Here is a 23,032-nt window from a genome sequence, read left to right as displayed (position 1 = left end):
CAGTCCGAGACCGAACGCCGCCAAGCACTCCCCAGCTGGCTCCACACCTACAATCACCACCGCGGCCACACCGCACTCAACGGCCAACCACCCGCCAGCCGCGTACCCAACCTCACAGGGCAGTACACCTAGCCAGCGGTCTCGACGTGCCTCGCATGCTGCAGCTGGCAGCCGCGATTCTCAAGTACGCCCGCGGCCTAGGCGTCACCGAAATCAACATCGGCGGCGGCATGGCCGTGAATTACGTCGACCCAGACTCACGGTTCGACTGGAAGACCTACGGAGAGGGTCTGGCCTCGCTACGGCGACCCGGAGAAACTTTGCGCATCGAGCCGGGGCGCTCGCTCTCGGTCTACTGCGGGCGGTACGTCACCCGAGTCATTGACGTCAAGCGCGTGCACGGCGAGCTATTCGCCGTGGTCGCTGGCGGTACTCACCACATCCGCACTCCTGCAACCAAGGGTCATAGCCAACCCATGGTCATCGAGCAGCCTGGCGAACCAACCACGATTGTCGGCCAACTCTGTACGCCCAAGGACACCATGGCACGGCACATCCCCCGTAAGCTTGGAACCGGAGGATGTGGTGGAATTCCTAATGGCGGGCGCCTACGCTTGAAATATTTCTCACCACGACTTCCTTATGCACCCAAAGCCTGCCTTCCACTACCTAGAAAGCTGAGTTATTCGGGTAAGAAGAGGACTTGGAGGACATCTCCGGGTCCCTTACTCCGCCCTTTATAATATCGCTGCTCGCTTTGACGGTGAACGCAGTAACGTCGGGATAGGCTTTCGCGGACGTACGAGGGTATAGGCCGCTGCCCCTTGCCTCCTCATTCAACTAACTCGGCTGTGTTGCTAATATCGCTTCGCTTGCCAGAAACCTTACAAGGAGCACGTCACAGCCTAGCGCTTCTGCTTCAGGGCTTTGCGGTAGTAGAACTGGAGCGTCCGAATATTTTGGATCATCCTTAGCGTGCACGATCCTGTTTCGTAGTCGGTATACACGTTCCGCTACCTGGTCAGCAAGTGTGACCGATGGGTTAGAGAGGCTTATGAAGCCCACTCCAGATATCTTGCCCTTCTTTCCGAAGTGATCGCCCCAGTCGCGCGACAAGAATTCTTCAAGCCGCTCTGGTCGAACGAGTGCTTTTATAAGGGTTTTTAACTGTTGGCTCTCTGGCATCGAAGCCGCACCCTCAGCGATTTTCATGATATCCATGAGAGATTCATCTTTTCGTCTGTCGAAATGCGGATCGTTAAGTTCTCTCCGAAGACGACCCAGGGTGTTAAGCCTGACAGCGACTGGAAGGAAGTACTCCAGTACTTGATAGTACGACAAGAAGGCGAGTGGGGGACTATCCTGAGCCCAAGTGGCAAATCCGAATAGCGATGCTACTTCATGCTTTAGCTGTATTCTAGGGTGGCGTACCTCTAGTAGAAGGGTCGGTGGGTTGTTATCTATGATCTTCTCTCGTGTTCTGCTTCGCCTGACGGGGGCGATGGCCACCCCGTTTCGAATGTCAAGTTCGTAGAACAGTGACTGCATTAGCTTTTCGCACGAGGCTACTAAATCCTCTGCGTTCATCTCCCTGCCAAGATCAACCTTGAGTGTCAGTCTCCTCGGTGTGCGCCACGGGAAACGGCGAGCATTTCCAGCGTCCAACGTAGTTGGGCCAAGAACGATGGCAGCCAGAGGTGATAAATTCGAAATCTCCAGGCACTTGCCGGAAGCGTCGCCTAGATGAAGCGATACATCGCGGCGGCGGTAAACCTCAGACTCAGCCTCCAAGGCTATTCTGGGGATCCTTTGTCCATGACGATGCGGACATTCAGAAGCGGTATCACTTCTAAGATAACTTAGGGACCAAGCCAGTGATGGTGCGTCTTGCGGAGCAGCTAGAAATACCTCAAAGTAACCTTGACCTGGGATAAGGATACCTCGATAATCTGGATGTTCTATAAACTCCTCCGACAATTGCCGCAGAAGGCTGCCAATTTCACTTCTTGGTATTACGTGTCGGGCAGTTGAACGCACGCCGTCTGCTGGTTTCGCTCGAAACTTAATGAAGAGGTTGGATAGATCCACAACAGAGTAGCCATGTCCATCCAAGAGCCTGATCGCCCGTTCCTCATCCTCGTTCGGGGCTAGTATTTCGCCTCCGTTTGATGTCGCATCTTCCGCCACTCCTTCATCGAGCACTTCATTCGGCAGCTCATCATCAAAAGCTGCCGGATCCGAATCAGTCATGCTTTTCAAGCCCTCCGCGCAAGCTATGGCAAACAAGAAATCATAGTGTAGCGTGCATCTTTCTCTAGGGCAGGCGGTTTCTACCTCGCGAAGGAGAGAGCTGTCCCCGCTGTCCCCCGAAGGTGCTCTGACCAGAGGAAACGCTCTAGATTTCCGGGGACACGCTACGGGGAGGCTGACCCCGTTGTCCCCACACGAAGAGGGGTGCTTTGCACGGCCGATGGCTGTAACACTCGTTAGTTGATCATGGTGGGGGCGGTCATCGTGATCCCGACCGAAATCTCAGGGTCCAGTACTTGCCCTTGCTCACGCCGCTCATACTTCGGGGTGCCCTCGGCTTGCTCTCGGTGGGGGCGTAGACGTTGGCGACAAGGTCGGTGACACTTTGTTTCATGGGTGAGTGGGCCGTAGGGATGACGGCCAAGGCTCGGGACTGCAGCTTCGCCCGCTGGCTGGCGTGGTGTCAGCCTTGAGGGGCTTCGTCGGCACTTGTGACAACAAGGGTGACTTGCTCGTGGCTAAGCAGCTCATGGGTCAACTCGGAGTCGGCGAACTCGTCCTCCGATGGAGACATGGGCTCACCATTCTGTTCAACGGGGAATGGGTATGGTCCGAGCGAAGCGGCCTGAGCGAGGGCAAGTACTGGACCTTGAGAGTCCATTCGGGGTCACAGTAACCAGCCGCCAAGATCAACCAGAGAGTGTTTCAGCCCCTTTCGTGCGAAGCACCTTCGTGCTCGTCGCGGAAAGGCCGGTGCTCCGGCACATCGGGGATTCGCTCTGGGTTGATTCGAGCGCAGTCAACGCTTCATCGAATCCTTATACATAAATCGCTCTGCGATGAATTGTAGGGCTGTGCCGAGCACCGCGCCATTGATGAGAAAGAACACTCCCGAGCGCCGCGAACGTCGATCAATCGCCTCAATGATAGGTTCTGCACGTGCTGCCACAAGGCGTTCTACGGCTTCGGCGGCGGCCTGCTGTTCTGCAGCGTATTTTCGGTCTGTATCTGCGTGCATCTGGGCTTCTTCGGCCTCACGAGCAAGCTCCTTTGGGGCCTGCGCGCGCGTGCATTTCGGCCTGGAGAAGCCCGAACGTTCGCGCCGATTCGGACAACTGTCGCGCCGTGTCGGTGAATCTATTTTCGAGATCATCTGATGAATGCGATATGGATGCTAACTGTTCAATCTCCCTGTTTGCTCTGGCGCGCGAGAACGCCAAGGCGAGTAGAGATAGAACAACTATCTTGGTTGCTTCCTGTAATGATCTAGCTATTTCGTCCAGAAATGACGCACTAAGAACAGCCATCAGAGTGGCAACTAGAGAGGCTCAATCGACCGTCTTTAACGGTCGGAGATGAGGCCAGATATCTCTCCCGCGCCGCTGACTTCGATCTGGAGCGAGAGCTTCTCCCGAGCGTTCGCGCGGAATATTGAAGTCGAGGAAAGCGATAACGGTCCAAGTTGCAGAATCAACCAGACCATCAGTAGGGATGTCACTAACTATAAGAAGCACTGCAACCGCAAAGGCGGGAAGCAGGAAAACTACTGGGTATTATTTGAGGAATCTCCGCAGGCGTCCCATGACATATCAATCGCTCGGCTGCGCTGTCCCGTTTCAAGCAGACTTCAACGGACGGCCCCATGGGCAGGGATCATGATCTCAGCCGTAGGCCAGCTTGAGCGGCCGATTGTCGCTGGTCCACTAATGTGCCTACGATGATCTCAACGCTGTTTACCCAGGTCAGCGGCGATTCGAGCTCGTTTGTCTGTCCACGGTCGGCCCCAGAGTTTCGAGAGCTTGCGACCTCCACGCCAGCGCCTCTACCTCATGTGCGTCCTCAGCCCCTCATCCGGAGTTGAGCAGCGATGTGCCGGGGCATGGCGGAAGGGCTGAGTGACCAACTGCGTGACAACCGGTGCGCCCACACGCGGACGCTGGCGAACGTAGGCGCACTTGTTCGTGCTAGTCGCCGAGGCCTGGTGAAGGGTCAAACTGGTATTCGAATTGCTTCGGGACGAAGAGGCCGCAGGCTCGTGCCCCCTCGCGCGCGGGGGAGCCGCATGCTGACCTCGTGCCTCCTCGCGCGGCTTTTCTGCCGTCTTCAGGAGAACAAGGCGCTGTAGGCGTTCAGGGCTGGTTGGCCGCCGAGGTGGACGTAGAGGACTGTCGCGTCGCGGGCGATTTCGCCGCGGCTTACCAGGTCGATCAGGCCGGCCATCGACTTGCCCTCGTACACCGGGTCGGTGACCATGCCCTCGGTGCGTGCGGCGAGTCGCATGGCCGCGAGCGTCGGCTCGTCGGGGATTCCGTACGTCCCGGCGTGGTAGCGGTCATCGAGTTCGATCTCGTCCTCGCGCAGCTCGCGCTCGAGGCCGATCAGCGCGGCGGTGCCGGTGGCGATGCGCCTGACCTGGTCGTGGGTCTCCCTCGGCTTGGCGGAGGCGTCGATGCCGAGCACCCGGCGCGGCCGGCCGCCCGCGTCGGCGATGGCCGCGAACCCCGCGATCATGCCGGCCTGCGTGCTCCCGGTCACCGAGCACACCACGATCGTGTCGAAGAAGACCTCCGCCTCGCGTTCCTGCGCGACGACCTCGTAGGCCCAGTTGGCGAAGCCGAGCCCGCCCAGCGGGTGGTCCGAGGCGCCCGCCGGGATGGCGTACGGACTGCCGCCGGACTCCTCGACGTCGCTCAGTGCCCGCTGCCAGCTCTCCTTCACGCCGATGCCGAACCCGGCGCGCACCAGCCGGACGTCCGCGCCCGCGAGCCTGCTGATCAGGATGTTGCCGACCTTGTCGTAGACCGCGTCGGGCCAGTCGACCCAGCTCTCCTGGATCAGCACGCACTTCAGGCCGGCCCGCGCCGCCACCGCCGCGACCTGGCGGGTGTGGTTGGACTGGACGCCGCCGATCGACACCAGCGTGTCGCAGCCCTTCGCCAGCGCGTCGGGCAGCAGGTACTCCAGCTTGCGCGTCTTGTTGCCGCCGTAGGCGATGCCGGAGTTGGAGTCCTCCCGTTTGGCCCAGATGGAGGCGCCCCCGAGGTGGCGGGTCAGCCGCTCCAGGGGGTGCAGCGGGGAGGGGCCGAACAGCAGCGGATAGCGCTCGAACGACGTGATCGACATGGCGGCTCCGTACGGTCGGAGGGGCGGCGGGCGCGTGCGTGAGCAGGGTACGGGAGCGGGCGAGCGTGATACGGGAGCGGGGCGGCGGGCCGGGCGGTGAGGGCGAAGGGCGGTTCGCAGTGGGCGGCTGGTCAGGCGGTGAAAGCGAGGAGCGGTTGAGAGTGGCGGTGGGTCAGGCGGTGAAAGCGAGGAGCGGTTGAGAGTGGCGGTGGGTCAGGCGGTGAAGGCGAGGGGCGTTAGGTGGCGAGGGGGAGGTGGAGTTCGAAGCGGGCGCCGCCGGTGGCGGATCTGCCGACGCTGATGGTGCCGCGGTGGGCGATGGCGATGTCGGAGGCGATGGCCAGCCCGAGGCCGGTGCCGCCGCGGTCGCGGCTGCGGGCGGCGTCCAGCCGGGTGAACCGCTCGAAGATCTTCTCGCGGTCGGCCTCGGCGATCCCGGCGCCGTCGTCACCGATCGAAAGCACCGCGTGGTCCCCCTGGCGGCTCACCGCCACCTCCACGACGTGCTCGGCGTGGCGCTGGGCGTTGTCCAGCAGGTTGGTCAGGGCACGGCTGAGCTGGTGGGACGCCCCGACCACGGTGACCCCGCGCGCAAGGGCGAGCCGGGTCGGGTGGGGGTCGCGGCGGTGCTTGAGCTCGCCTCGGACCAGGTCGCCCAGGTCCACCCGCTCCCGCGCGGTGGTCACGGCGGCCTCGACGCCCGCCATGTACAGCAGGTCGGTGACGATCTGCTGCAAGCGCTCGGTGTCGGCGAGCATGCGGTCCAGCAGGTGCGGCAGGTCGGTCTCGCCGGGGTGGAGCTGGGCCTCCTCCAGTTGCAGGCGGAGCCCGGCCAGCGGGGTGCGCAGCTCGTGGGAGGCGTCGGTGACGAACTGCCGCCGTGTCTGGACGGCGCGCTCCAGCCGGTCCAGGGTGTGGTTGGCGGTGGCCGCGAGCTTGGCGACCTCGTCCTGGCCGGGCGGCTGGGGCACTCTGCCGCTGAGGTCGTGGAAGGTGATCTGGGCGAGCTGGCTGCGGATGGTGTCGACCGGGCGCAGCGTCTGGCCGGTGATCTTCCAGCTCGTCCAGCCGGCCAGGGCGATCAGCGCGGCGGTCTGGACGCTGACGGCGGCGGCGATGAACCCGGTGGACTGGATGCTGGGCGCGCGCCGCGCCGCATAGATCAGCGGCGAGTCGGAGGTGGTGCCCGCGCGCAGGACGGTGAGGCGCAGGCACCCCGGTTCGGGGTCGGCGCAGGTCTGGGCGTCGGTGATCGGATCCCGGGTGCTCGGCCGGATGGTGCTGATCGCGGGCTTGCCCCTGGCGGCGGGGGAGGCGGCGATCACCTGCCCGCCGGGCGTGACGACCTGGACCAGGTCGACGCCGGGGACCACCGGGATGATCACAGCGGGCACCTGCCCGGCCCGGATGGTCGCCGCGACGGCGGTGACCTGCTCTCGGGTGTCGTGCCACACCGAGTCGGTGAACATCTGCTGGATGACCGTGCTCATGATCAGTGCCAGGGGGATCAGGACAAGAGCGGTCGTCAGGACCGTGAGCAGAGTGATTCGTCCGCGGATCGACCGTGGGCACAACGTGAGAGTTGGTTGACCCATACCATCAAGCTACGTGACCTGGAAAAAGGGCACGGCGCCACCCACCCGCCCAGGTCAGGCGGGCCGGCGGGCGCTCACCATGCGGGTCCCGAACCACGGCGCGCCGTACCAGAAGCGCCATCCCAGGTCACGCACGGTCACCTCCTCGGCGCCGAGGGCCCGCAGGACGATGGCGTAGTCCTCGCCGTGCCGGAAGTCGGCGATCCGCAGGCGGCCGCCGGGGGCCAGCACGCGGTACGCGCCGGTGATCGCCCGCTCGCGTCCCCCGGCGTCGGGGATGTTGTGGACGGCCAGGGACGACACGACGAGGTCGAAGGACCCGTCCTCGAACGGCAGCGACCGCATGTCCCCGGTGACCAGCTCGACCTGGCCGGACACCCCTTCGGCCTCGGCGTTACGCCGGGTCACCTCCTCGGCGTTGCCGGACTGGTCCACCGATCGCCACAGGTCGATGCCCGTGGCCCGTCCCCGCGGCACCAGCGCGGCGACCTGGTTGAGCACGGCGCCGCGCCCGCAGCCGAGATCGAGCACCCGTTCGGCGCCGCCCAGCCGGAGGGCGCCGAGCTCCTCCTCCCACACCTTGAACTTGCCCCGCAGGGTCGTGTGGGCGTAAGCGGACGCGCTCGCCGCGCAGTACGCGGCGGACAGCGCCGGGAGCCAGGCGAACGGCCAGCGGGCGGCGAGGGCGGCGATCGTGGCGGCCAGCGCGATCACGGCGCCCGCGACCAGCCCGAGTAGCGCGAGGGGGGCGTCGACGCCGTACGAGGGACGGCGGCCCACGGCGACGCCGCTCATGATCGTGATCCTGGCTGAGGGGCGATAAGACGCATAAGACGCGACATATCGCGACCTTACCGACCTTGGCCCGCCGAGGGAAGGGGATCTCCGGCATCCCCGGCGCGAGGCGAGGCCGCCGGCGGGGGCCGGTGATCTCGTGGTGGGGCCGGATGGTGTATGGAAACGTAGGCCGGGAGGAGAACCCGGTGATCCCATGATGTGTACAGGTGGTGACTTGATTGACCCGCGATCCGCGCCGAGTGCTGGTGACCGGTGCGTCGGGCAGGCTCGGGCGTGCGACGCTCGACCTGCTCGCCCGCCACGAGGTCCCCGCGACCGCGCTCGACCTGTACGACCCCGGCGACCTGCCGGCCGACCGGGTGGTGACCGGCAGCGCCGGGGACGCGCGTGCGGTCCGTGAGGCGCTGGCAGGTGTCGACACGGTGATCCACTGCGCGGCCCGGGCGGCGCCGAGCCTCGGCACCGCCGAGGAGGTGTTCGTGGGGAACACCCGGGCCACGTTCGTCGTCCTTGAGGAGGCGGCCCAGGCCGGCGTGCGGCGGGCCGTCCTCGCCAGCAGCTTCTCGGTCACCGGCCTGCCCTGGTCGGCCCGGGAGCTGCACCCTGCCTACCTGCCGGTGGACGAGGCCACGCCGCTCCAGGTGGAGGACCCCTACGCCCTGTCCAAGCAGGTCGACGAGGCGACCGCGGCCATGATGGCCCGCCGCTACGGCATGGACTCGGTGGCGATGCGCTACCCCCTGCTGGGCGGCCCCGCCGACCAGTTCCCCAAGCGGGCGGCCATGTACGCCGCCGACCCTGGCTCGGGAGCCCGCGAGCTGTGGACCTACCTGGACACCCGGGACGCCGCGCGGGCCGGCTGGCTCGCGGTGACCCGCCCCCTGACCGGCGCGCACGTGCTGTTCCTGGCCGCGCCCGACACCCTCGCCGTCCAGCCCACAGAGGAACTGCTCGACCGCTACCACCCGGGGGTCGAGCGCCGGGCGCCCGTGCCCGGCCACGCGGCGCCCATCGACGTTGGGGCCGCGACCCGGCTGCTCGGCTTCCGGGCCGAGCACCTGTACCCCGTCGAGCGCGCCTCAGGACCGGTGGCCTCGTGAGCGCGGGCGACGGCGGCGCCATGCCGCAGACCCAGGCGCCGTGGCCGGCCCGCGACGCCCTGCGTATCACCGGCGTGCGGGTGATCGTGACCGCGCCCGAAGGCGTCCCGCTCGTGGTGGTGCGGGTCGACACCAGCGACCCCGGGCTGTACGGCCTGGGCTGCGCCACCTTCACCCAGCGCTTCCACGCCGTCGCCACGACCGTCGAGCGGCACGTGGCGCCGATGCTGGTCGGCCGGCACCCCGCCGACATCGAGGACATCACCCGCATGGTGCACCTGTCCTCGTACTGGCGGGGCGGGCCGGTGCTGAACAGCGCCCTGTCGGGCGTGGACCAGGCGTTGTGGGACATCGCGGGCAAGCGCGCGGGCATGCCCGTGTACGAGCTGCTCGGCGGGCGCGTGCGATCGGCGGCGGCGCTCTACCTGCACGCCGGCGGCGCCACACTGCCGGAGACCCTCGACGAGGCGCGCGAGATCATCGCCGCCGGCTACCGGCACGTCCGGATCCAGGTCGGCCAGCCGGGCCTCGGCAGCTACGGCGCGCCGGGCAGGGGCGGCGGCTACCCGGGCCACCCGCACCCCGACGGCTGGGACGTCCAGCACTACCTGCGCACCACCCCCGGCCTGCTGGCCGCCGCCCGGGCCGAGCTGGGCGAGGAGGTGGAACTGCTGCACGACGTCCACCACCGGCTCACCGTCAAGCAGGCCGTCGGCATGGTGCGGGACCTGGAACCCGCCCGGCTGTTCTTCCTGGAGGACCCGATCCCGCTGGAGCTGTACGACCGGCTCCCGGAGGTGCGGGCCGCCGCGTCCATGCCGCTGGCCGTCGGCGAGCAGGTGGCCTCGGTCCCGGACGCCGCCCGGCTGGTCACCGGGGGCGGCGTCGACATCCTGCGGCTGCACGTGTCGGCGGTGGGCGGGCTCACTCCGGCGCGCAAGCTGGTGGCGCTGTGCGAGCTGACCGGTGTGGGCACCGCCTGGCACAACCCCGCCGACGTCTCGCCGGTCGGGGCGGCGGCGAACGTCGCCCTCGACGTCAGCAGCCCGGCGTTCACCGTCCAGGAGGGTCACCTTTACAACGAGGCCACCCGCGAGGTCTTCCCCGGCACGCTCGTCCCCCGTGGCGGGCACCTGTACCCGAACGACACGCCCGGCTGGGGCATCGACGTCGACGAGGCCGCGGCGGCGGCCTTCCCCCCGGAAACCCACCTGTTCGAACGCTGGGCCACGACGGTCCGCCGCCCGGACGGCGGCATCGAGGCCCCCTGACGACCTCCCGCGAGGCTTCCTGATAGGCCCCTCGCGAGGGGCTTGCTGACGGCCCCCTGCGGGGCGGCCGTCAGTCCAAGGTGTGGTCGTAGCGGATGAAGCCGTTGAAGCGGGCCACCTTGTCGTACAGCACGCGGGCGCGGGCGTTGTCCTGCTTGGTGGTCCAGTACAGGCGCGCGGCACCCCGGCCGCGCGCCGCCTCGGCCACGTGCTCGATCAGCGCCCGCGCGGCGCCCTGGCCGCGCGCCGTCTCGTCGACGAACAGGTCCTGCAGGTAGCAGCCGTCCTCCGACCAGACCATGGGGTGGAACAGATAGTGCGCGATGCCGACCAGTCTCCCGTCCAGCCGTGCGCCGGCGGCGTGCAACTCCGAGCCGGCCAGCAGCCGCGCCCAGGTCCTGTCGTACTCCTCGGCGCTCACCGTCGTGCGGTAGAAGGTCTTGTAGCCGCGCGCCAGCACTTCCCAGACGGCGCGGTCCCCAGCACGTAACGGCCCGATCTCGATCACGACCCCCATCCTGGCAGACCCCTCCCCACGTAGGACCCGGTGGTTTCGCTCTCGTGTAGGGATCATTGACGCCCCGCACGCCATTCCAGAGACCGGGCCTCGGCATCTGACTCGTGACACGCCAACCTGCTCCGGCACCCCTGATCACTTTGGGACGTGCGAGTCACGATCCTGCCCGGGAAAAGTTCCAGCAGTTGAGGTTAGGACCGGGCGCTCGTTGGACGTCGACGCTGTCGGTGTACTTGATGCCTGGCGGTACGACTGTGTCCTCCCATATGGCCCGGCCGGAGGAGTGCTTGGCGATCCGCACAGTGTCGCGCACTTGCTGGGCATCCATGGTGGTGATGCGGATCCGGTACCAGACGTTCTCCTTCGCTTTCGCCGATGCCTTCAGTGGCATGATCGCCCACCACTCATTTCCCTCGACGTTCACCTCAGCCACGAAGGTGATCACTCCGACAGGCCTCTGTCCCCGGACTGGATAGGCGTATATCACAAGAGCACGGCCCTCAGCCGCGACACCATGTCCACTTACCCGCACGCACGGGCCCACGACCTCATGTTGGTCTCTCACCGGCCGATCGATGCCGATATCAGGAGTGGGTCGCGTGTTCTGCAGAGCCAAGATCGTGAAGTGCGCGACAATCGCGACGAGGACGCCGATGATCACTGTATGGACGTTCGAGCGGACGCGTCTCAGCAGGCTTTCCTTGAACGTTTCCGTCCGTGACGACATTCTCGGCCCCTCTTGGTCGTGATGCCTAGATCTCTGGTCTATGAATCATGATCACGACTAGACTGGGGGGATCCGGTAGGACGTTTTGCCTGTTCAGTCGTGTCTTGCGTGTGAGGTTGGAGTTCTCCGTCATCTGAACGAGACGGATCATCCGGTCGCGTTCAGGTTTGGCTGGTCGCCTCGAATCTGTGCTCGCGGACTCGACATGCTCACGGTCGAACACTCTCCTGCGGGTGTCGAGGAGGTCGTCCTCCCCATCTCTCTTTTGCTGGTTGGCGCCGCTGGAGAAGAGATGGAGGGGACGACCTTCCTGCTTAGGAGCTGTGAAGGCGCATTCGCTCGGTGATGCGGTTCACCCCCAGGTACATGACGACGACGCGCCCAGGGGCAAGACCTGTCGATCGAGCACGGACGGGAGGCTGGAAACCTTGTACGCTGAGTAAAGGCCGGTACAAGCTTCGGTTGAGCGTTCGCCTCCCGTCAATGTGCTACCTGGCAATCTGCTACGTTACAACATTATCTCGGTTGGACCCTTTCTGGCATTCCGACGTGGTCTCTAGGAGAAGTGTAGCCATACCGACCAGGTATGATGATCTTCGTCGGGTCTTGTGAAAAACGCTAGGTCTCAATATGACACCTTGCATGCCGCTAGCAAGCGTAACGCTAGATGGCTCGATGGCGATCAGCCGATACTACAGAGTGTGCGGGAGGATGTATGTCCGGTAGTGGTCCGGGGCCCGTCGTGCAGAGCGCATTGCTACGTACTGAACTTGTGCGACTACGGAGAGACAACAGGTTGACTCAGGATGCGGTCGCGAAGAGCTTGGAATGGTCTCCCTCCAAGCTGATCCGTATCGAGGGTGGTAAGACAGGTATCACCAAGTCGGATTTGCAGGCGCTGCTCAACGAGTACGGGGTCTCATCGCCGACAAAGTCGGATCGACTTCAGGCCTTGGCCAGAGGTGCCAAGGGGGCCGCATGGTGGGACAGGTACAAGGGAAAGGTCTCGGACGCCTATCTGACTTATGTGGGTTACGAGGCCGGCGCTGCGTTCATTCGCCAGTTCCAGCCTTCGGTGATCCCAGGACTTCTGCAGACCCAGGAGTACGCGCAGGTCATGGTCGGAGGGGCAGTGTCCTCGCAGCTTGCGGCCGCTGTTCGATTGAGGCTGCAGCGCCAGCAGGAACTCGCCCTTCGGGATGATCTTCCTCATAGGTACTTCATCCTGGATGAAGCGGTCATCCGCCGCCATGTGGGAGCCAAGGTGGACTCGCGGATCATGCCGACGCAACTTCGAAGCCTTGTTGAGCTGGCCCAGAAGGATCCACGTCTCACTATCGCAGTGATCCCGTTCAGTGCCGGAGCCCATGAGGGCATGACCAGAGGGCCTATCACCGTCTTGGGATTTGAAGAAGGCTTGGGTGACCTCCTCTATCGTGAACGTGGAGAAAGTCCCGCCACCACCTTCGACGACGAACTGGTCAGCAGCTTTCGCGACATCTTCGAGTCTCTCGTAAACGAGGCGCTCACTCCGGAAAAGTCGTTGGAGCTGATAGCCAAAACGGCGGATGACTTGATGAAGTAACGTCACAACAACGCATCGGCAGCGAGCTTGTCTCGATGCAGTGCGGTACCGTGTCCCCCGGTTGCGAAGCTGGGAGAAATAGCTTTACCCGTTTACACTCGTGGACAGGAATCATCACACGGCCGTGTTGATGGTCGTTCGGCTCGCATGGCCGGGCTGCCCGCAGACCAAGCGGCAGGTGTGAGGCCTGTCCGTAAACGGATGGAGCGTCGCTTGATGTTTGCCGATCCGAACTGTCGTCACACGCTCGTCTGGCGTAAGAGCAGAGCCAGCGAGACTCCGCAGAGTGAGTGTGTCGAAGTCGCTCACTCGTCTGGGTTCATCTGCATCAGAGATTCTCGCTACCCCGGCGGCCCGTTGCTCTGGGTTGCCCAAGCAGAGTGGCGGATGTTTATTTTCCAGGTCAAGCGCGGAGTCTTCGATGCTCGAACGGCTTGGGTGGAACACGGTTCTTGTCCACGTCAGGTCAGGGATGAAGAGGTCGGCTGAAAGTTTCGTGCAGGTGGTGTGAGCATACTTTCCTGTACCCTAGCGGTTAGCTTCGCCGGGAAAACCACCAGGTGGCGCACACATAAGTAAGCACTGCCACGCTCACGATGCCGGCGAATGCAATGGCCAGCTGGTCCGAGCCCTCACCTTTGAGGGTCGAAACGACATACGCACCCGAGCCGACGGTGAGTACTGCCTTGTTCGCCGTAGAGCCGGCTTTCAAGGAGATGAGATGCCGTCGCTCGTCTTGCGGATGCGGATCGGATATTATCGCGGCCGCGTCGGATCGCCACCTGCCCAGCAACCTGAGGGACACGGCGATCCCTGCGCAGGCGATGGCGAAGGCGACGGCCCACAAGGCTCCCCAGTCTCGTACGACTATATAAAGAAGGAGCCCTCCTATCGTCAGGGTCACTGCAGCGACGAGGATGAGCTCCAGAAGTTGCGGGAGCGGTCTTGGTGACGGACTGTAGCCGCCATCGCCGTTCGTTGCCGTTGGTCCGTCGTGGCCTGATCTGAGGTCATTGGTGGTCTTCATGGAAGATCTCCTCGATGGTGTGACCGAAATACCTCGCGATCTTGAAAGCTAGACGGAGCGAGGGTTGATAACGGCCCTTTTCGATGGCGGCGATCGTCTGGCGAGACACGTTCAGGTCTTCCCCGAGTTCGGACTGCGTCAAGCCTTTGGCCTGGCGAAGCTCCAGCAGCCTGTTGCGCACTCTATGAAAACTATCTCTTACATAAGGTAATGTAAAGTAAGCTTCACATGATTGCACAGCTTTGCGGCAAATGAGCTAGTTCTCCTACTCAGCGTAGGCGCTCGCTGAGCCGACTCAGGCCCTTCGATAAGGTGGCGTGACATTCGGCTCCCTCGCCTTCACCAGAGGTTGTTGTGCGATCGGCCATGCCACCTTGGTCCCAGCGAGGGGTGGAGGGGTCGCAACGGTTGAACTGCAGCATCCTCCAGTACGACGTGGTCGCCTGCCCCGTCGCCCGATGGCTGTGGCCTTTAGCGGCAGCGGCTTAAAATGTTTATCGACGCTATGCGTCCCGGTCCCCGTCGACGCGGCTGTGGGCCCACCATTCGGCTGGTTCGGAAAGGCGCCTGGCGGTGGCCGCCTTGGTCCTGGCCGAGGCCGCTCTTGACGATTGCCGTGGGGAGGTTGTGTATAGGGGGAGATCTGGTGGTGCGGCGGGGTCTCTAGGGAGTGGTCCGGGTATGCGGGACGAAGGGGTCGGCTCCTGGCCTCGGCGGCGGGCGCGTAAGACGCCGAACCGGGTCGCGATCGTCCACGACGGGCGCGCGATGACGTACGGGGAGCTCGACGAGCGGGTGAGCCGGCTCGCGCGGGCGCTGCGCGGGCTCGGGGTGGGCCGGGGCGACCGGGTGGCCTACCTCGGGGAGAACCACCCGGCGCTGCTGGAGACCCTGTTCGCGGCCGGGACGCTCGGCGCGGTGTTCGTCCCGCTCAACACCCGCCTGTCCGGCGCGGAGATCGGCTACATGCTGGCGGACTCCGGGTCGTCCGTGCTCGTCCACGGCGCCGGGTCCCAGGCGGACCCGGCGGAGGCCGCCGCCGCCCTGCCGCTGCGGACGGTCGACGTCCACGACGGCTACGAGGCGATGCTGGCGAGGGCGGTCGGAGGTAGTGCGGGGGAGCCGGTGTCGCTGGAGGATCCGCTCATCATGATGTACACCTCGGGCACCACCGGGACCCCGAAGGGGGCGGTGCTCACGCACGGGAACATCACCTGGAACAGCGTCAACGTGCTGGTCGACGTCGACCTCGCCGCCGACGAGGTGACGCTCGTGATGGCCCCGCTGTTCCACACCGCCGCGCTGAACATGACGTGCCTGCCCACGCTGCTCAAGGGCGGGCGGGTGCTCATCGAGCGCGGCTTCGAGACCGGGCGGACGTTCGAGCTGGTCGAACGGCACGCGGTCACCATGCTGTTCGGCGTCCCGGCCATGTTCGCCGCGCTCGCGGCCGCGCCCGGGTGGCCGGACGCCGACCTGTCGTCGGTGCGCAACCTGCTGTGCGGCGGCTCGCCGGTGCCGGAGAGCCTGATCCGCGTCTACCTCGCCCGGGGGCTGTCGTTCGTCCAGGGGTACGGGATGACGGAGGCCTCTCCGGGGGCGCTGCTCCTGGACAGGGAGATGAGCGGGCCCAAGGCCGGGTCGGCCGGGGTCCCGCACTTCTTCACCGACGTCCGGGTGGTCCGGCCGGACGGGACCGAGGTGGGGCAGGGGGAGCGGGGCGAGGTGGTCGTCCGGGGGCCGAACGTGATGAGCGGCTACTGGCGCCGTCCCGACGACACCGAGGCCGCACTGATGGGCGACGGGTGGTTCCGTTCCGGGGACATCGCCGTCGTCGATCCGGACGGGTACGTGTCCATCGTCGACCGCGCCAAGGACATGATCATCTCAGGCGGGGAGAACATCTATCCGGCCGAGGTGGAGAACGTCCTGTACGGCCATCCCGACGTGGCCGAGTGCGCCGTGATCGGGGTGCCGCACGACAGGTGGGGCGAAGTGGGCAAGGCGATCGTGGTGCTCAGGCCGGGCGCGGTGCCGGACGAGGCCGCGCTGCTGGCGTTCGCCGCCGGGCTGCTCGGCCGGTACAAGGTGCCCAAGAGCGCCGTGTTCGTCACCGCGCTGCCGCGCAACGCCTCCGGCAAGATCATCAAATCCCGCCTCCGCGCCCACCACGGCCACCCGGCCCAGGGCGGGTCGCAGGCATAGCGCCGACCGGGCTCGTCCGGCTCGGGGCGGATCGCGGGCCTGGTCACGGCTGGGCGGGTCGTCGGTCGGTGCCGATCGGGCAGAGCGGACAGGCCGTGGGTCCGGTGCCGAGGCGAGGGCCGGTCTGGTCGGTGAGGGGGACCGGTCGGTTAGGGGGCCGGGTGCTCCACGGGGCGGTGGGTCGAGGGGGTGCCCAGCCGGTGGGGGCGCCGGGTGCGGGCCGACCAGTCGAGGTTGCCGCGCATCCACGAGCGCATGCCCGCGAAGTTCGCCGCCAGGACGTCGGCGTGCGCGGGGAACGCGGCGAAGGCCCGGATCTCCCGCTCCTGGTAGGCGCGGATCCCCCCGGAGATCGCGGTCACGACCTGGGAGACCGGCCCGCCACCGTCCAGCCCGGGAGTGTTCTCCACCACGGCGGCCGGCTCGTCGTACCCGCTCAGGGACGCTGCCCTCTCCCCAGAGCGCCCGCCCAGGGACGGTTCCCTCTGTCCGGGGTACCCGCCCAGGGACGGTCCCCTCGCTCCGGGATACCCGCCCAGGGAGTACCCGCCCAAGAAGGGTTCGCTGGTCAGGGAGTACGCGTCGCTGGTCCAGCGGACGACGTCGCATGCCGATCGCAGGGCGTCCTGGTAGGTGCCGTCGTCGTAGAGGCGCTCGGGGACGACGGCGCGTTCGACGATCTCGATGAGGTCCATACGGACGTGCATCGCCCCGGCGTCCTGTCGCCCGGCGGTGGAGGCCGTCTCGTACGGCGTCACGGCACCCGTCTCGGCCGGGACCGTGTCGCCGGTCCGGTCGTACGCCGGGATCGTGTCGCCGGTTCGGTCGTTCGCCGGGATCGTGTCGCCGGTCCGGGCGTACGCCGGGATCGTGTCGCCGGTCCGGGCGTACGCCGGGCGGAAGGCCGCCGTTCCGATGTCGGCGAGGTGGCCGGAGAAGCGGGTGCGCCATTCCGGGGTGGAGTGCGGGGCGGTCCTGCTCCACAGGTCGGCGAGCGACTCCACGAGGGCCGGGCCGCCGGGCCGCCGCGCGGTGAGGCGGGCGCCGTCCTGGGCGAGGACCGCCGCGATCTCGCCCGCGAGCTCCCGGCAGCGGGCCGGCTCCCGCCCGACGGCGATGTCGCGGAACCGGTCGTCGAGCAGGAACAGCCAGGCGAACCAGTCGGCGATCAGGCACAGGCCGGACTCGTCCGCCGTCGGGTAGGTGACCGCGGCGAACCAGCCGAAGTCCGCGCGCGCGAACCGCTCCCGCGCGCTCACCTTGCCGACGAGCCCGTGCCGCGCCACCCACGCGTCAAGGTGCCGCCGCGCCGCCGCCACGTGCTCGTTGACCATCGGCGGGAGGTCGTCGAAGGCCCTCGGGAGCACCTCGTCGAGGTGCGGGTCCGTGCCGCCCCCGGCCGAGGTGGGGCGGGGGATCGGGTCGAGCCGGATCGACGGCGCGGTCACCGGCGTGCGCGGTACGGGCCGGCGGTGGTGGAGATGCGGTACCCGCTCATCTCGTCCTCTTCGGTCGAGCGCCGCGTGGCCTGCCACGCCCTACGAGGATCACACCCGCCCCCGCCGGGCCGCACCTCCCAAGGTGCGCCGCCGCCGGACGGGCACGTCCATGCCGGGAACACGACCGCGTCCCACGATCTCCGCCGGTCCTGCGGCCCGTGGCGGCTCGCCGATGAAGCGCCGCTGAGGCGGGGCACGATCGGGCTGGCGGTGAAGTGCCGCCGACGGGACGCGATCTTGGCCGGGCCGGGGGCCGGCGGCGGCTCGGTGGTGAAGGGTCGTTGACGGGGAGATGAATTCTGGAAGAGACCCCCGAAAGGGCGATTAGACGCCGTCAGGCGAGACATATGTGGCCGTATGGATGCAAACACGGTGTTGCTCGCCGTCGTCATCGTCACAGCCCTGTCCTTCGACTTCACCAACGGCTTCCACGACACCGCCAACGCCATGGCCACCTCGATCGCGACCGGAGCGCTGCGTCCCAAGGTCGCCGTCGCCCTGTCCGCGGTGCTCAACTTCGCGGGCGCGTTCCTGTCGCTGAAGGTCGCCGCCACCATCGCGACCGGCATCGTCGACACCGGTGCCATCACCCTCACCGTCGTGTTCGCCGGCCTGGTCGGCGGGCTGGCCTGGAACCTCCTGACCTGGTACTTCGGCATCCCCTCCAGCTCCTCGCACGCCCTGATCGGCGGCGTTGTCGGCGCCACGCTGATCGCGGCCGGCGCCTCGGCGGTCAAGGGCGCGGCGGTCGTCTCCAAGGTGCTGGTCCCGGCGGTCCTGGCCCCGCTGGCCGCGATCCTGGTGGCCACCGCCGGCACCTACCTGGTCTACGCCCTGACCAAGAACGTGCCCGAAGGCACGCGCGGGCGCGGGTTCCGGTTCGGCCAGATCGGCTCGGCCTCGCTGGTCTCGCTCGCCCACGGTACCAACGACGCCCAGAAGACGATGGGCATCATCACCCTGGCGATGATCGCCAACGGGACGATCGGCAAGGACCAGGGCACCCCCTTCTGGGTCATCGCGGCCTGCGCGATCGCGATCTCCCTGGGCACCTACCTCGGCGGCTGGCGGGTGATCCGCACGCTGGGCAAGGGGCTGACCGAGATCGAGACCCCGCAGGGCTTCGCCGCGGAGAGCTCCTCGGCGGCGGTCATCTTCGCCTCCTCCCACTTCGGGTTCCCGCTGTCGACCACCCACGTCTGCACCGGTTCGGTGATCGGGTCCGGCCTCGGTAAGCGTCTCGCCGAGGTGCGCTGGAGCGTCGCGGCCAGGATGGTCGCCGCCTGGCTGATCACCCTGCCGGCCGCGGCCGCCGTCGGCGCCGTGGCCTGGGCGGGCGCGAACGGCATCGGCGGGGCGACCGGGGTGTCCATCGTGTTCGTCATCGGGCTGCTGCTGGCGGGGGCGCTCTACATGGCCTCGCGGCGCAAGCCCGTGCACGCGGGCAACGTCAACGACGAGTGGACCGGCCGCCCGGCCAAGGTGAAGGAGAGCGTGGCGTGAACGACTACATCGATCTGGACGCACTGTGGCGGGTCATGGTCGCCTCGCTGGTGGCGGGCGCCGGGCTGGCCGCCGTCTTCTCGCTGGCCCTGGTCGGCCTGTCGAGCGGCCGCCCGGCCGGCAAGGTGGGGGCCGCGGCCTGTTTCCTGGTCGTCGCCGCCGGCATCGTCCTCGGCCTCTACGTCATGCTCGCCAAGTGAGCGGAACGAACGACGGACGGCAGGACGGAGGGACCCCCACCGCGGGGGACCTCATCGACGCGACCCCCGGGCTGAGGGTCGACGACTCCGAGGACGACGACCCCGTGCTGCTGCGCGCCGACGGGCGCGCGGTCGACACCTGGCGCGAGCACTACCCCTACACCGAGCGCATGCCGCGCGCGGACTACGAGCGTGACAAGCGGCTGCTGCAGATCGAGCTGCTCAAGCTGCAGTACTGGTTCAAACGCTCGGGGCGGCGGCTCGCCGTGCTGTTCGAGGGGCGGGACGCCGCGGGCAAGGGCGGGACGATCAAACGCTTCATGGAGCACCTCAACCCGCGCGGCGCCAGGGTCGTGGCGCTGGAGAAGCCGAGCGAGCGCGAGCGCACGCAGTGGTACTTCCAGCGGTACGTCGCCCACCTGCCGGCCGCAGGGGAGATCGTGCTGTTCGACCGCTCGTGGTACACCCGCGCGGGCGTGGAGCGGGTGATGGACTTCTGCACCGCCGAGCAGTACGAGGAGTTCATCGAGCAGGCGCCGCAGTTCGAGCGGCTGCTCGTGGACTCGGGCCTGCACCTGGTGAAGCTGTGGTTCTCGGTGTCACGCGCCGAGCAGCGCACCCGTTTCATCATCCGCCAGGTCGACCCGGTTCGCCGGTGGAAGCTGTCGCCGATGGACCTGGCCTCGCTGGACAAGTGGGACCGGTACACCGTGGCCAAGGAGGAGATGTTCCAGCACACCGACACCGGGACGGCCCCCTGGACGGTCATCAAGAGCAACGACAAGAAGCGCGCCCGGGTGGAGGCGATGCGGCACGTCCTCAGCCTGTTCGACTACCCCGGCAAGGACGAGAAGGTGGTCGGCACCCCGGACCCGTGCGTCGTCATCTCCGCCGCGGACATCTTCGACGAGGACCACTCCGCCGTCCCCGGCCCGCTCACCTGATCCCCGCCGCCTCCCCTCACCTGATCCACCGCATCCCCACGCACCCCGGCGAAAGCGTGACCTTCGTGCCATAATTACGGGATCATGCCCGCGGCCCTGCCCTTCCGTCTCGCCCGCACCGCGGCGTTCGCCGTGGTGTGCCTCGGGCTGAGCGTGACCGCGCACGTCGTGGCCGGCGGCACCGTCTCGCCGTCCCTGGCGCTGGGCGTCCTGGCGCTGGTGACCGCCGCGGTGCTGCCGCTGTCGGGCCGCGAGCGCGCGGCGGGCGTCATCCTTCCCGTCCTCGCGGGCCTCCAGGTCGTCCTGCACCTGGTCTTCTCGATGGCCCACACCGTGGGCACGACCGGCGGGGCCTCCGGGTTCGCCCCGCACGTCCACTCCGGCCTGGTCCCCGGCCTCGGCATGCTCGTCGCGCACGGCTGGGCCGTGGTGCTGACGGCACTGTGGCTGGCGCGCGGCGAGGCCGCGCTCTGGGGTCTGCTGCGCCGGCTCGGCGCCCGGCTGGTCCGCGCCCTGCTGCTCCTGACCGTCCCGGAACGGGTACGGCCGGCCGTCTCGCGCGCCGCGGGACCGAGGGCGCCGCGCCCGGCCGTCCTGCGGCACGTCGTCAGCAGGCGCGGCCCTCCGAGGTACCGCACCGCCGCCGCACGCTGACCACCAGGCCGGCGGAGGCGGCGCGCCCACCTTCTCCGGCCCGCGCACCCGCGCGGGGCCGCCCGCCGGGCCCGCCACACGGCCGCCCGGACCAACGTGTCATCTCGCCGTCCGGCGCACCCCTTTTCGCCGCCGGCCCGCCGGTCGCGGGCCGTACTCGGCACGCGTCGCGCCGGACCGGACCACGAAAGGCCCCCCTGTGTCCACTCGTCGTATCGCGCCCGCCGCCGTCCTGCTCGCCGCCACGGTGACGCTCATGGGCTGCGGCTCCACCCCCTCGGCCCCGGCCGCCGCGCGTCCCGCCCCCTCCCCGGCCGCCGCGACCCCCGCGTCCTCCCCGGCCGCAGCGGTCCCGCTCACCATCACCGACCCCTGGGTGAAGGCGGCGGAGAAGGGAATGACCGCCGCCTTCGGCACCCTGGTCAACACCACCGGCGCCGAGATCACCGTCGTCTCCGGCGCCTCACCCGCCTCACCGAAGATCGAGCTGCACGAGGTCGTGGACTCCGGCGGAAAAATGATCATGCGGCCGAAGGACGGCGGGTTCGTCATCCCCGCCCACGGCACGCACCAGCTCCAGCCGGGCGGCGACCACATCATGCTGCTGGGCGTGTCGGAGCCGGTGCGGCCGGGCGCGCGCGTCCCCTTCACCCTCACGCTCAAGGACGGCAGCACCCTCGCGTTCACCGCCGTCGGCAAGGACTTCGCCGGCGGGAAAGAGGACTACCAGCCGGGCATGGACGGCATGGGCCAGGACGGGAGCTGAGCGGGGATGCGTACCTCACCGGACCCCCTGCTCAGCCGCAGGGGACTGCTCGCGGGCGGCGCAGCCGCGGCCGCGGGCGCGCTCGCCGCGTGCGCCCCGGAGCCCGTTTCCGTGGCGGCGCCCGCCGGACCGAGCGGATCGAGCGGGCCGAGCGGGCTGATCGGGCCGGGCGGCCAGGACGTGGAGGCCTTCGACGGCCCCCACCAGGCCGGCGTCGCCACCCTTCCCCAGGCGCACGCCGTCTTCGCCGGGCTCGACCTGCGTCCCGGCACCGGCAGGGAGGCGATCGGGCGGCTCATGCGCCTGCTCACCGACGACACGCGCCGGCTCGCCTCGGGGCGGGCGGCGCTCGCGGACGTGGAAACGGAGATGGCGGTGCTCCCCGCCAGGCTGACCGTCACCTTCGGGTTCGGGCCCGGGCTGTTCACGGCGGCCGGGCTGGACCGCCTGCGGCCCGAGTCGGTCGCTCCGCTGCCGGCCTTCACGATCGACCGGCTGGAGGAGAGGTGGAGCGGCGGAGACCTGGTGGCGCAGATCTGCGCCGACGACCCCATGACGGTCGCCCACGCGCTACGGGTGATCATCAGGGACGCCCGCGCCTTCACCACGGTCCGCTGGACCCAGCGCGGGTTCCGCCGCGCCGCCCACGTCCAGGCCGCGGGGACGACCCAGCGCAACCTCATGGGCCAGCTCGACGGCACCGTCAACCCCGAGCCCGGCTCGCCCGACTTCGACCGGGCGGTGTGGACCAGGGACGGCCCGTCGTGGATGCGCGGCGGGACGACCCTGGTCGTGCGGCGGGTCCGCATGGAGCTGGAGACCTGGGACGCCGCCGACCGGGCGGGCCGGGAGTTCAGCGTGGGACGCCGGCTGTCGGACGGCGCGCCGCTCACCGGGAACGCCGAGCACGACGTGCCCGACCTCGACCGGCTCAACGCGGCCGGGCTGCCGGTCATCTCCGAGTTCGCCCACGTCCGGCGGGCCCACGTGGCCGACCCGGGCATGCGGATCCTGCGCCGGGTCTACAACTACGACGAGGGGCCCACCTCGCGTGGCAAGGCCGACTCCGGGCTGGTCCTGGCGGCCTACCAGGCGGACGTGGCCCGCCAGTTCGTCCCGATCCAGCGCAGGCTGGCCGAGGCCGACCTGCTGAACGACTGGACCACCCCGATCGGTTCGGCGGTGTTCGCCGTCCCACCGGGATGCTCCTCCGACGGCTGGATCGGGGACACCCTGCTGTCCTGAACGCCCGCGTCGGGGGGGCCCCG

The 23,032-nt window shown here is 67.7% G+C and carries 23 protein-coding genes; 13 read left to right on the top strand and 10 right to left on the bottom strand.

The features are described 5' to 3' along the window. Together NYZ98_RS39405 and NYZ98_RS39400 are read left to right on the top strand one after the other, a co-directional pair. Window positions 1-132, top strand: a 132-nt coding sequence (locus NYZ98_RS39405; protein ID WP_262850295.1) for an integrase core domain-containing protein, incomplete at its 5' end; no start/stop codon positions are given. A 23-nt stretch (window positions 133-155) separates the two neighbouring features. Further along, entirely contained in the window at window positions 156-743 is a 588-nt protein-coding gene (locus NYZ98_RS39400; protein ID WP_316249657.1) for a type III PLP-dependent enzyme domain-containing protein, read from the top strand. Between the two features lie 97 nt (window positions 744-840). On the opposite strand, the gene NYZ98_RS39395 is transcribed toward NYZ98_RS39400, so the two are convergent. From NYZ98_RS39395 to NYZ98_RS39375, 5 genes are all read right to left on the bottom strand, one after another. Continuing rightward, on the bottom strand, window positions 841-2,250 hold the full coding sequence (locus NYZ98_RS39395) for a hypothetical protein (RefSeq protein ID WP_262850291.1): 1,410 nt from the start codon (window positions 2,248-2,250) through the stop codon (window positions 841-843). Between the two features lie 799 nt (window positions 2,251-3,049). Next, window positions 3,050-3,268: a hypothetical protein gene (locus tag NYZ98_RS39390; RefSeq protein ID WP_262850289.1), complete on the bottom strand. Its 219-nt coding sequence runs from the start codon at window positions 3,266-3,268 to the stop codon at window positions 3,050-3,052. A 1,085-nt stretch (window positions 3,269-4,353) separates the two neighbouring features. Further along, window positions 4,354-5,373 (bottom strand): 1-aminocyclopropane-1-carboxylate deaminase, encoded by a 1,020-nt coding sequence (locus NYZ98_RS39385; protein WP_262850287.1) that lies wholly within the window; start codon window positions 5,371-5,373, stop codon window positions 4,354-4,356. A 236-nt stretch (window positions 5,374-5,609) separates the two neighbouring features. After that, window positions 5,610-6,863, bottom strand: coding sequence for a HAMP domain-containing sensor histidine kinase (locus NYZ98_RS39380; protein ID WP_262850285.1), 1,254 nt, complete (start codon window positions 6,861-6,863; stop codon window positions 5,610-5,612). A 159-nt stretch (window positions 6,864-7,022) separates the two neighbouring features. Beyond that, window positions 7,023-7,763: a class I SAM-dependent methyltransferase gene (locus NYZ98_RS39375; protein ID WP_262850282.1), complete on the bottom strand. Its 741-nt coding sequence runs from the start codon at window positions 7,761-7,763 to the stop codon at window positions 7,023-7,025. A 221-nt stretch (window positions 7,764-7,984) separates the two neighbouring features. On the opposite strand from NYZ98_RS39375, the gene NYZ98_RS39370 reads away from it, so the two are divergent. Beyond that, window positions 7,985-8,866 carry an NAD-dependent epimerase/dehydratase family protein gene (locus tag NYZ98_RS39370; RefSeq protein WP_262850280.1) on the top strand — a complete coding sequence of 294 codons (882 nt, stop codon included), beginning with the start codon at window positions 7,985-7,987 and terminating at the stop codon, window positions 8,864-8,866. Continuing rightward, window positions 8,863-10,137 (top strand): enolase C-terminal domain-like protein, encoded by a 1,275-nt coding sequence (locus NYZ98_RS39365; RefSeq protein WP_262850278.1) that lies wholly within the window; start codon window positions 8,863-8,865, stop codon window positions 10,135-10,137. The genes NYZ98_RS39370 and NYZ98_RS39365 overlap by 4 nt, the downstream gene beginning before the upstream one ends. 70 nt (window positions 10,138-10,207) lie before the next feature. On the opposite strand, the gene NYZ98_RS39360 is transcribed toward NYZ98_RS39365, so the two are convergent. Continuing rightward, window positions 10,208-10,654: a GNAT family N-acetyltransferase gene (locus NYZ98_RS39360; protein ID WP_262850276.1), complete on the bottom strand. Its 447-nt coding sequence runs from the start codon at window positions 10,652-10,654 to the stop codon at window positions 10,208-10,210. Between the two features lie 154 nt (window positions 10,655-10,808). After that, a complete protein-coding gene (locus NYZ98_RS39355; RefSeq protein WP_262850274.1) occupies window positions 10,809-11,381 on the bottom strand; it encodes a hypothetical protein in 573 nt (190 codons plus the stop codon). 667 nt (window positions 11,382-12,048) lie between these two features. Between NYZ98_RS39355 and NYZ98_RS39350 the strand changes: the two genes are divergently transcribed. Further along, entirely contained in the window at window positions 12,049-12,966 is a 918-nt protein-coding gene (locus tag NYZ98_RS39350) for a Scr1 family TA system antitoxin-like transcriptional regulator (protein WP_380708489.1), read from the top strand. Between the two features lie 147 nt (window positions 12,967-13,113). Next, window positions 13,114-13,455 carry a DUF397 domain-containing protein gene (locus NYZ98_RS39345; protein WP_316249656.1) on the top strand — a complete coding sequence of 114 codons (342 nt, stop codon included), beginning with the start codon at window positions 13,114-13,116 and terminating at the stop codon, window positions 13,453-13,455. A 46-nt stretch (window positions 13,456-13,501) separates the two neighbouring features. On the opposite strand, the gene NYZ98_RS39340 is transcribed toward NYZ98_RS39345, so the two are convergent. Continuing rightward, window positions 13,502-13,993 carry a hypothetical protein gene (locus tag NYZ98_RS39340; RefSeq protein WP_262850268.1) on the bottom strand — a complete coding sequence of 164 codons (492 nt, stop codon included), beginning with the start codon at window positions 13,991-13,993 and terminating at the stop codon, window positions 13,502-13,504. Continuing rightward, window positions 13,977-14,174 carry a helix-turn-helix transcriptional regulator gene (locus NYZ98_RS39335; protein WP_262850266.1) on the bottom strand — a complete coding sequence of 66 codons (198 nt, stop codon included), beginning with the start codon at window positions 14,172-14,174 and terminating at the stop codon, window positions 13,977-13,979. The genes NYZ98_RS39340 and NYZ98_RS39335 overlap by 17 nt, the downstream gene beginning before the upstream one ends. A 500-nt stretch (window positions 14,175-14,674) precedes the next feature. On the opposite strand from NYZ98_RS39335, the gene NYZ98_RS39330 reads away from it, so the two are divergent. After that, a complete protein-coding gene (locus NYZ98_RS39330; RefSeq protein ID WP_262850263.1) occupies window positions 14,675-16,198 on the top strand; it encodes an acyl-CoA synthetase in 1,524 nt (507 codons plus the stop codon). 149 nt (window positions 16,199-16,347) lie between these two features. Here NYZ98_RS39330 and NYZ98_RS39325 read toward each other — a convergent pair whose 3' ends face one another. Further along, window positions 16,348-17,646 carry a terpene synthase family protein gene (locus NYZ98_RS39325; protein ID WP_262850261.1) on the bottom strand — a complete coding sequence of 433 codons (1,299 nt, stop codon included), beginning with the start codon at window positions 17,644-17,646 and terminating at the stop codon, window positions 16,348-16,350. 408 nt (window positions 17,647-18,054) lie between these two features. On the opposite strand from NYZ98_RS39325, the gene NYZ98_RS39320 reads away from it, so the two are divergent. The 6 genes from NYZ98_RS39320 to NYZ98_RS39295 all read left to right on the top strand — a co-directional run bounded on the left by NYZ98_RS39320 (window position 18,055) and on the right by NYZ98_RS39295 (window position 23,009). Further along, window positions 18,055-19,200 carry an inorganic phosphate transporter gene (locus NYZ98_RS39320; protein WP_262850259.1) on the top strand — a complete coding sequence of 382 codons (1,146 nt, stop codon included), beginning with the start codon at window positions 18,055-18,057 and terminating at the stop codon, window positions 19,198-19,200. Then, window positions 19,197-19,400, top strand: a complete 204-nt coding sequence (locus tag NYZ98_RS39315) for a hypothetical protein (protein ID WP_262850257.1) — start codon at window positions 19,197-19,199, stop codon at window positions 19,398-19,400. Before NYZ98_RS39320 ends, NYZ98_RS39315 begins: the two co-directional genes overlap by 4 nt. Next, window positions 19,397-20,344 (top strand): polyphosphate kinase 2, encoded by a 948-nt coding sequence (gene ppk2, locus NYZ98_RS39310; RefSeq protein WP_262850255.1) that lies wholly within the window; start codon window positions 19,397-19,399, stop codon window positions 20,342-20,344. The genes NYZ98_RS39315 and ppk2 overlap by 4 nt, the downstream gene beginning before the upstream one ends. A gap of 84 nt (window positions 20,345-20,428) precedes the next feature. Next, window positions 20,429-20,998 (top strand): MFS transporter, encoded by a 570-nt coding sequence (locus NYZ98_RS39305; RefSeq protein WP_262850253.1) that lies wholly within the window; start codon window positions 20,429-20,431, stop codon window positions 20,996-20,998. A 199-nt stretch (window positions 20,999-21,197) separates the two neighbouring features. Then, window positions 21,198-21,764: a copper chaperone PCu(A)C gene (locus NYZ98_RS39300; protein WP_262850251.1), complete on the top strand. Its 567-nt coding sequence runs from the start codon at window positions 21,198-21,200 to the stop codon at window positions 21,762-21,764. Between the two features lie 6 nt (window positions 21,765-21,770). Beyond that, complete coding sequence (locus tag NYZ98_RS39295) at window positions 21,771-23,009, top strand: Dyp-type peroxidase (protein WP_262850249.1); 1,239 nt, start codon at window positions 21,771-21,773, stop codon at window positions 23,007-23,009. Window positions 23,010-23,032 lie beyond the last annotated feature (23 nt).

The organism is Sphaerisporangium corydalis (assembly GCF_025506355.1).
In the GTDB taxonomy this organism is placed as follows: domain Bacteria; phylum Actinomycetota; class Actinomycetes; order Streptosporangiales; family Streptosporangiaceae; genus Sphaerisporangium; species Sphaerisporangium corydalis.
Note: the sequence above shows the minus strand (reverse complement) of the source record. Positions and strands in the feature narration are given on the sequence as shown.

Excerpts from the sequence above, each read along its gene's own strand:
- NYZ98_RS39330 (WP_262850263.1), top strand. The coding sequence starts at position 14,675 with ATGCGGGACGAAGGGGTCGGCTCCTGGCCTCGGCGGCGGGCGCGTAAG.
- NYZ98_RS39360 (WP_262850276.1), bottom strand. The coding sequence starts at position 10,654 with ATGGGGGTCGTGATCGAGATCGGGCCGTTACGTGCTGGGGACCGCGCC.
- NYZ98_RS39375 (WP_262850282.1), bottom strand. The coding sequence starts at position 7,763 with ATGAGCGGCGTCGCCGTGGGCCGCCGTCCCTCGTACGGCGTCGACGCC.
- NYZ98_RS39305 (WP_262850253.1), top strand. The coding sequence starts at position 20,429 with ATGCCCGCGGCCCTGCCCTTCCGTCTCGCCCGCACCGCGGCGTTCGCC.
- NYZ98_RS39395 (WP_262850291.1), bottom strand. The coding sequence starts at position 2,250 with ATGACTGATTCGGATCCGGCAGCTTTTGATGATGAGCTGCCGAATGAA.
- NYZ98_RS39350 (WP_380708489.1), top strand. The coding sequence starts at position 12,049 with ATGGCTCGATGGCGATCAGCCGATACTACAGAGTGTGCGGGAGGATGT.
- NYZ98_RS39320 (WP_262850259.1), top strand. The coding sequence starts at position 18,055 with ATGGATGCAAACACGGTGTTGCTCGCCGTCGTCATCGTCACAGCCCTG.
- NYZ98_RS39400 (WP_316249657.1), top strand. The coding sequence starts at position 156 with ATGCTGCAGCTGGCAGCCGCGATTCTCAAGTACGCCCGCGGCCTAGGC.
- NYZ98_RS39355 (WP_262850274.1), bottom strand. The coding sequence starts at position 11,381 with ATGTCGTCACGGACGGAAACGTTCAAGGAAAGCCTGCTGAGACGCGTC.
- NYZ98_RS39380 (WP_262850285.1), bottom strand. The coding sequence starts at position 6,863 with ATGAGCACGGTCATCCAGCAGATGTTCACCGACTCGGTGTGGCACGAC.
- NYZ98_RS39340 (WP_262850268.1), bottom strand. The coding sequence starts at position 13,993 with ATGAAGACCACCAATGACCTCAGATCAGGCCACGACGGACCAACGGCA.
- NYZ98_RS39345 (WP_316249656.1), top strand. The coding sequence starts at position 13,114 with ATGGCCGGGCTGCCCGCAGACCAAGCGGCAGGTGTGAGGCCTGTCCGT.
- NYZ98_RS39295 (WP_262850249.1), top strand. The coding sequence starts at position 21,771 with ATGCGTACCTCACCGGACCCCCTGCTCAGCCGCAGGGGACTGCTCGCG.
- NYZ98_RS39385 (WP_262850287.1), bottom strand. The coding sequence starts at position 5,373 with ATGTCGATCACGTCGTTCGAGCGCTATCCGCTGCTGTTCGGCCCCTCC.
- NYZ98_RS39390 (WP_262850289.1), bottom strand. The coding sequence starts at position 3,268 with ATGCACGCAGATACAGACCGAAAATACGCTGCAGAACAGCAGGCCGCC.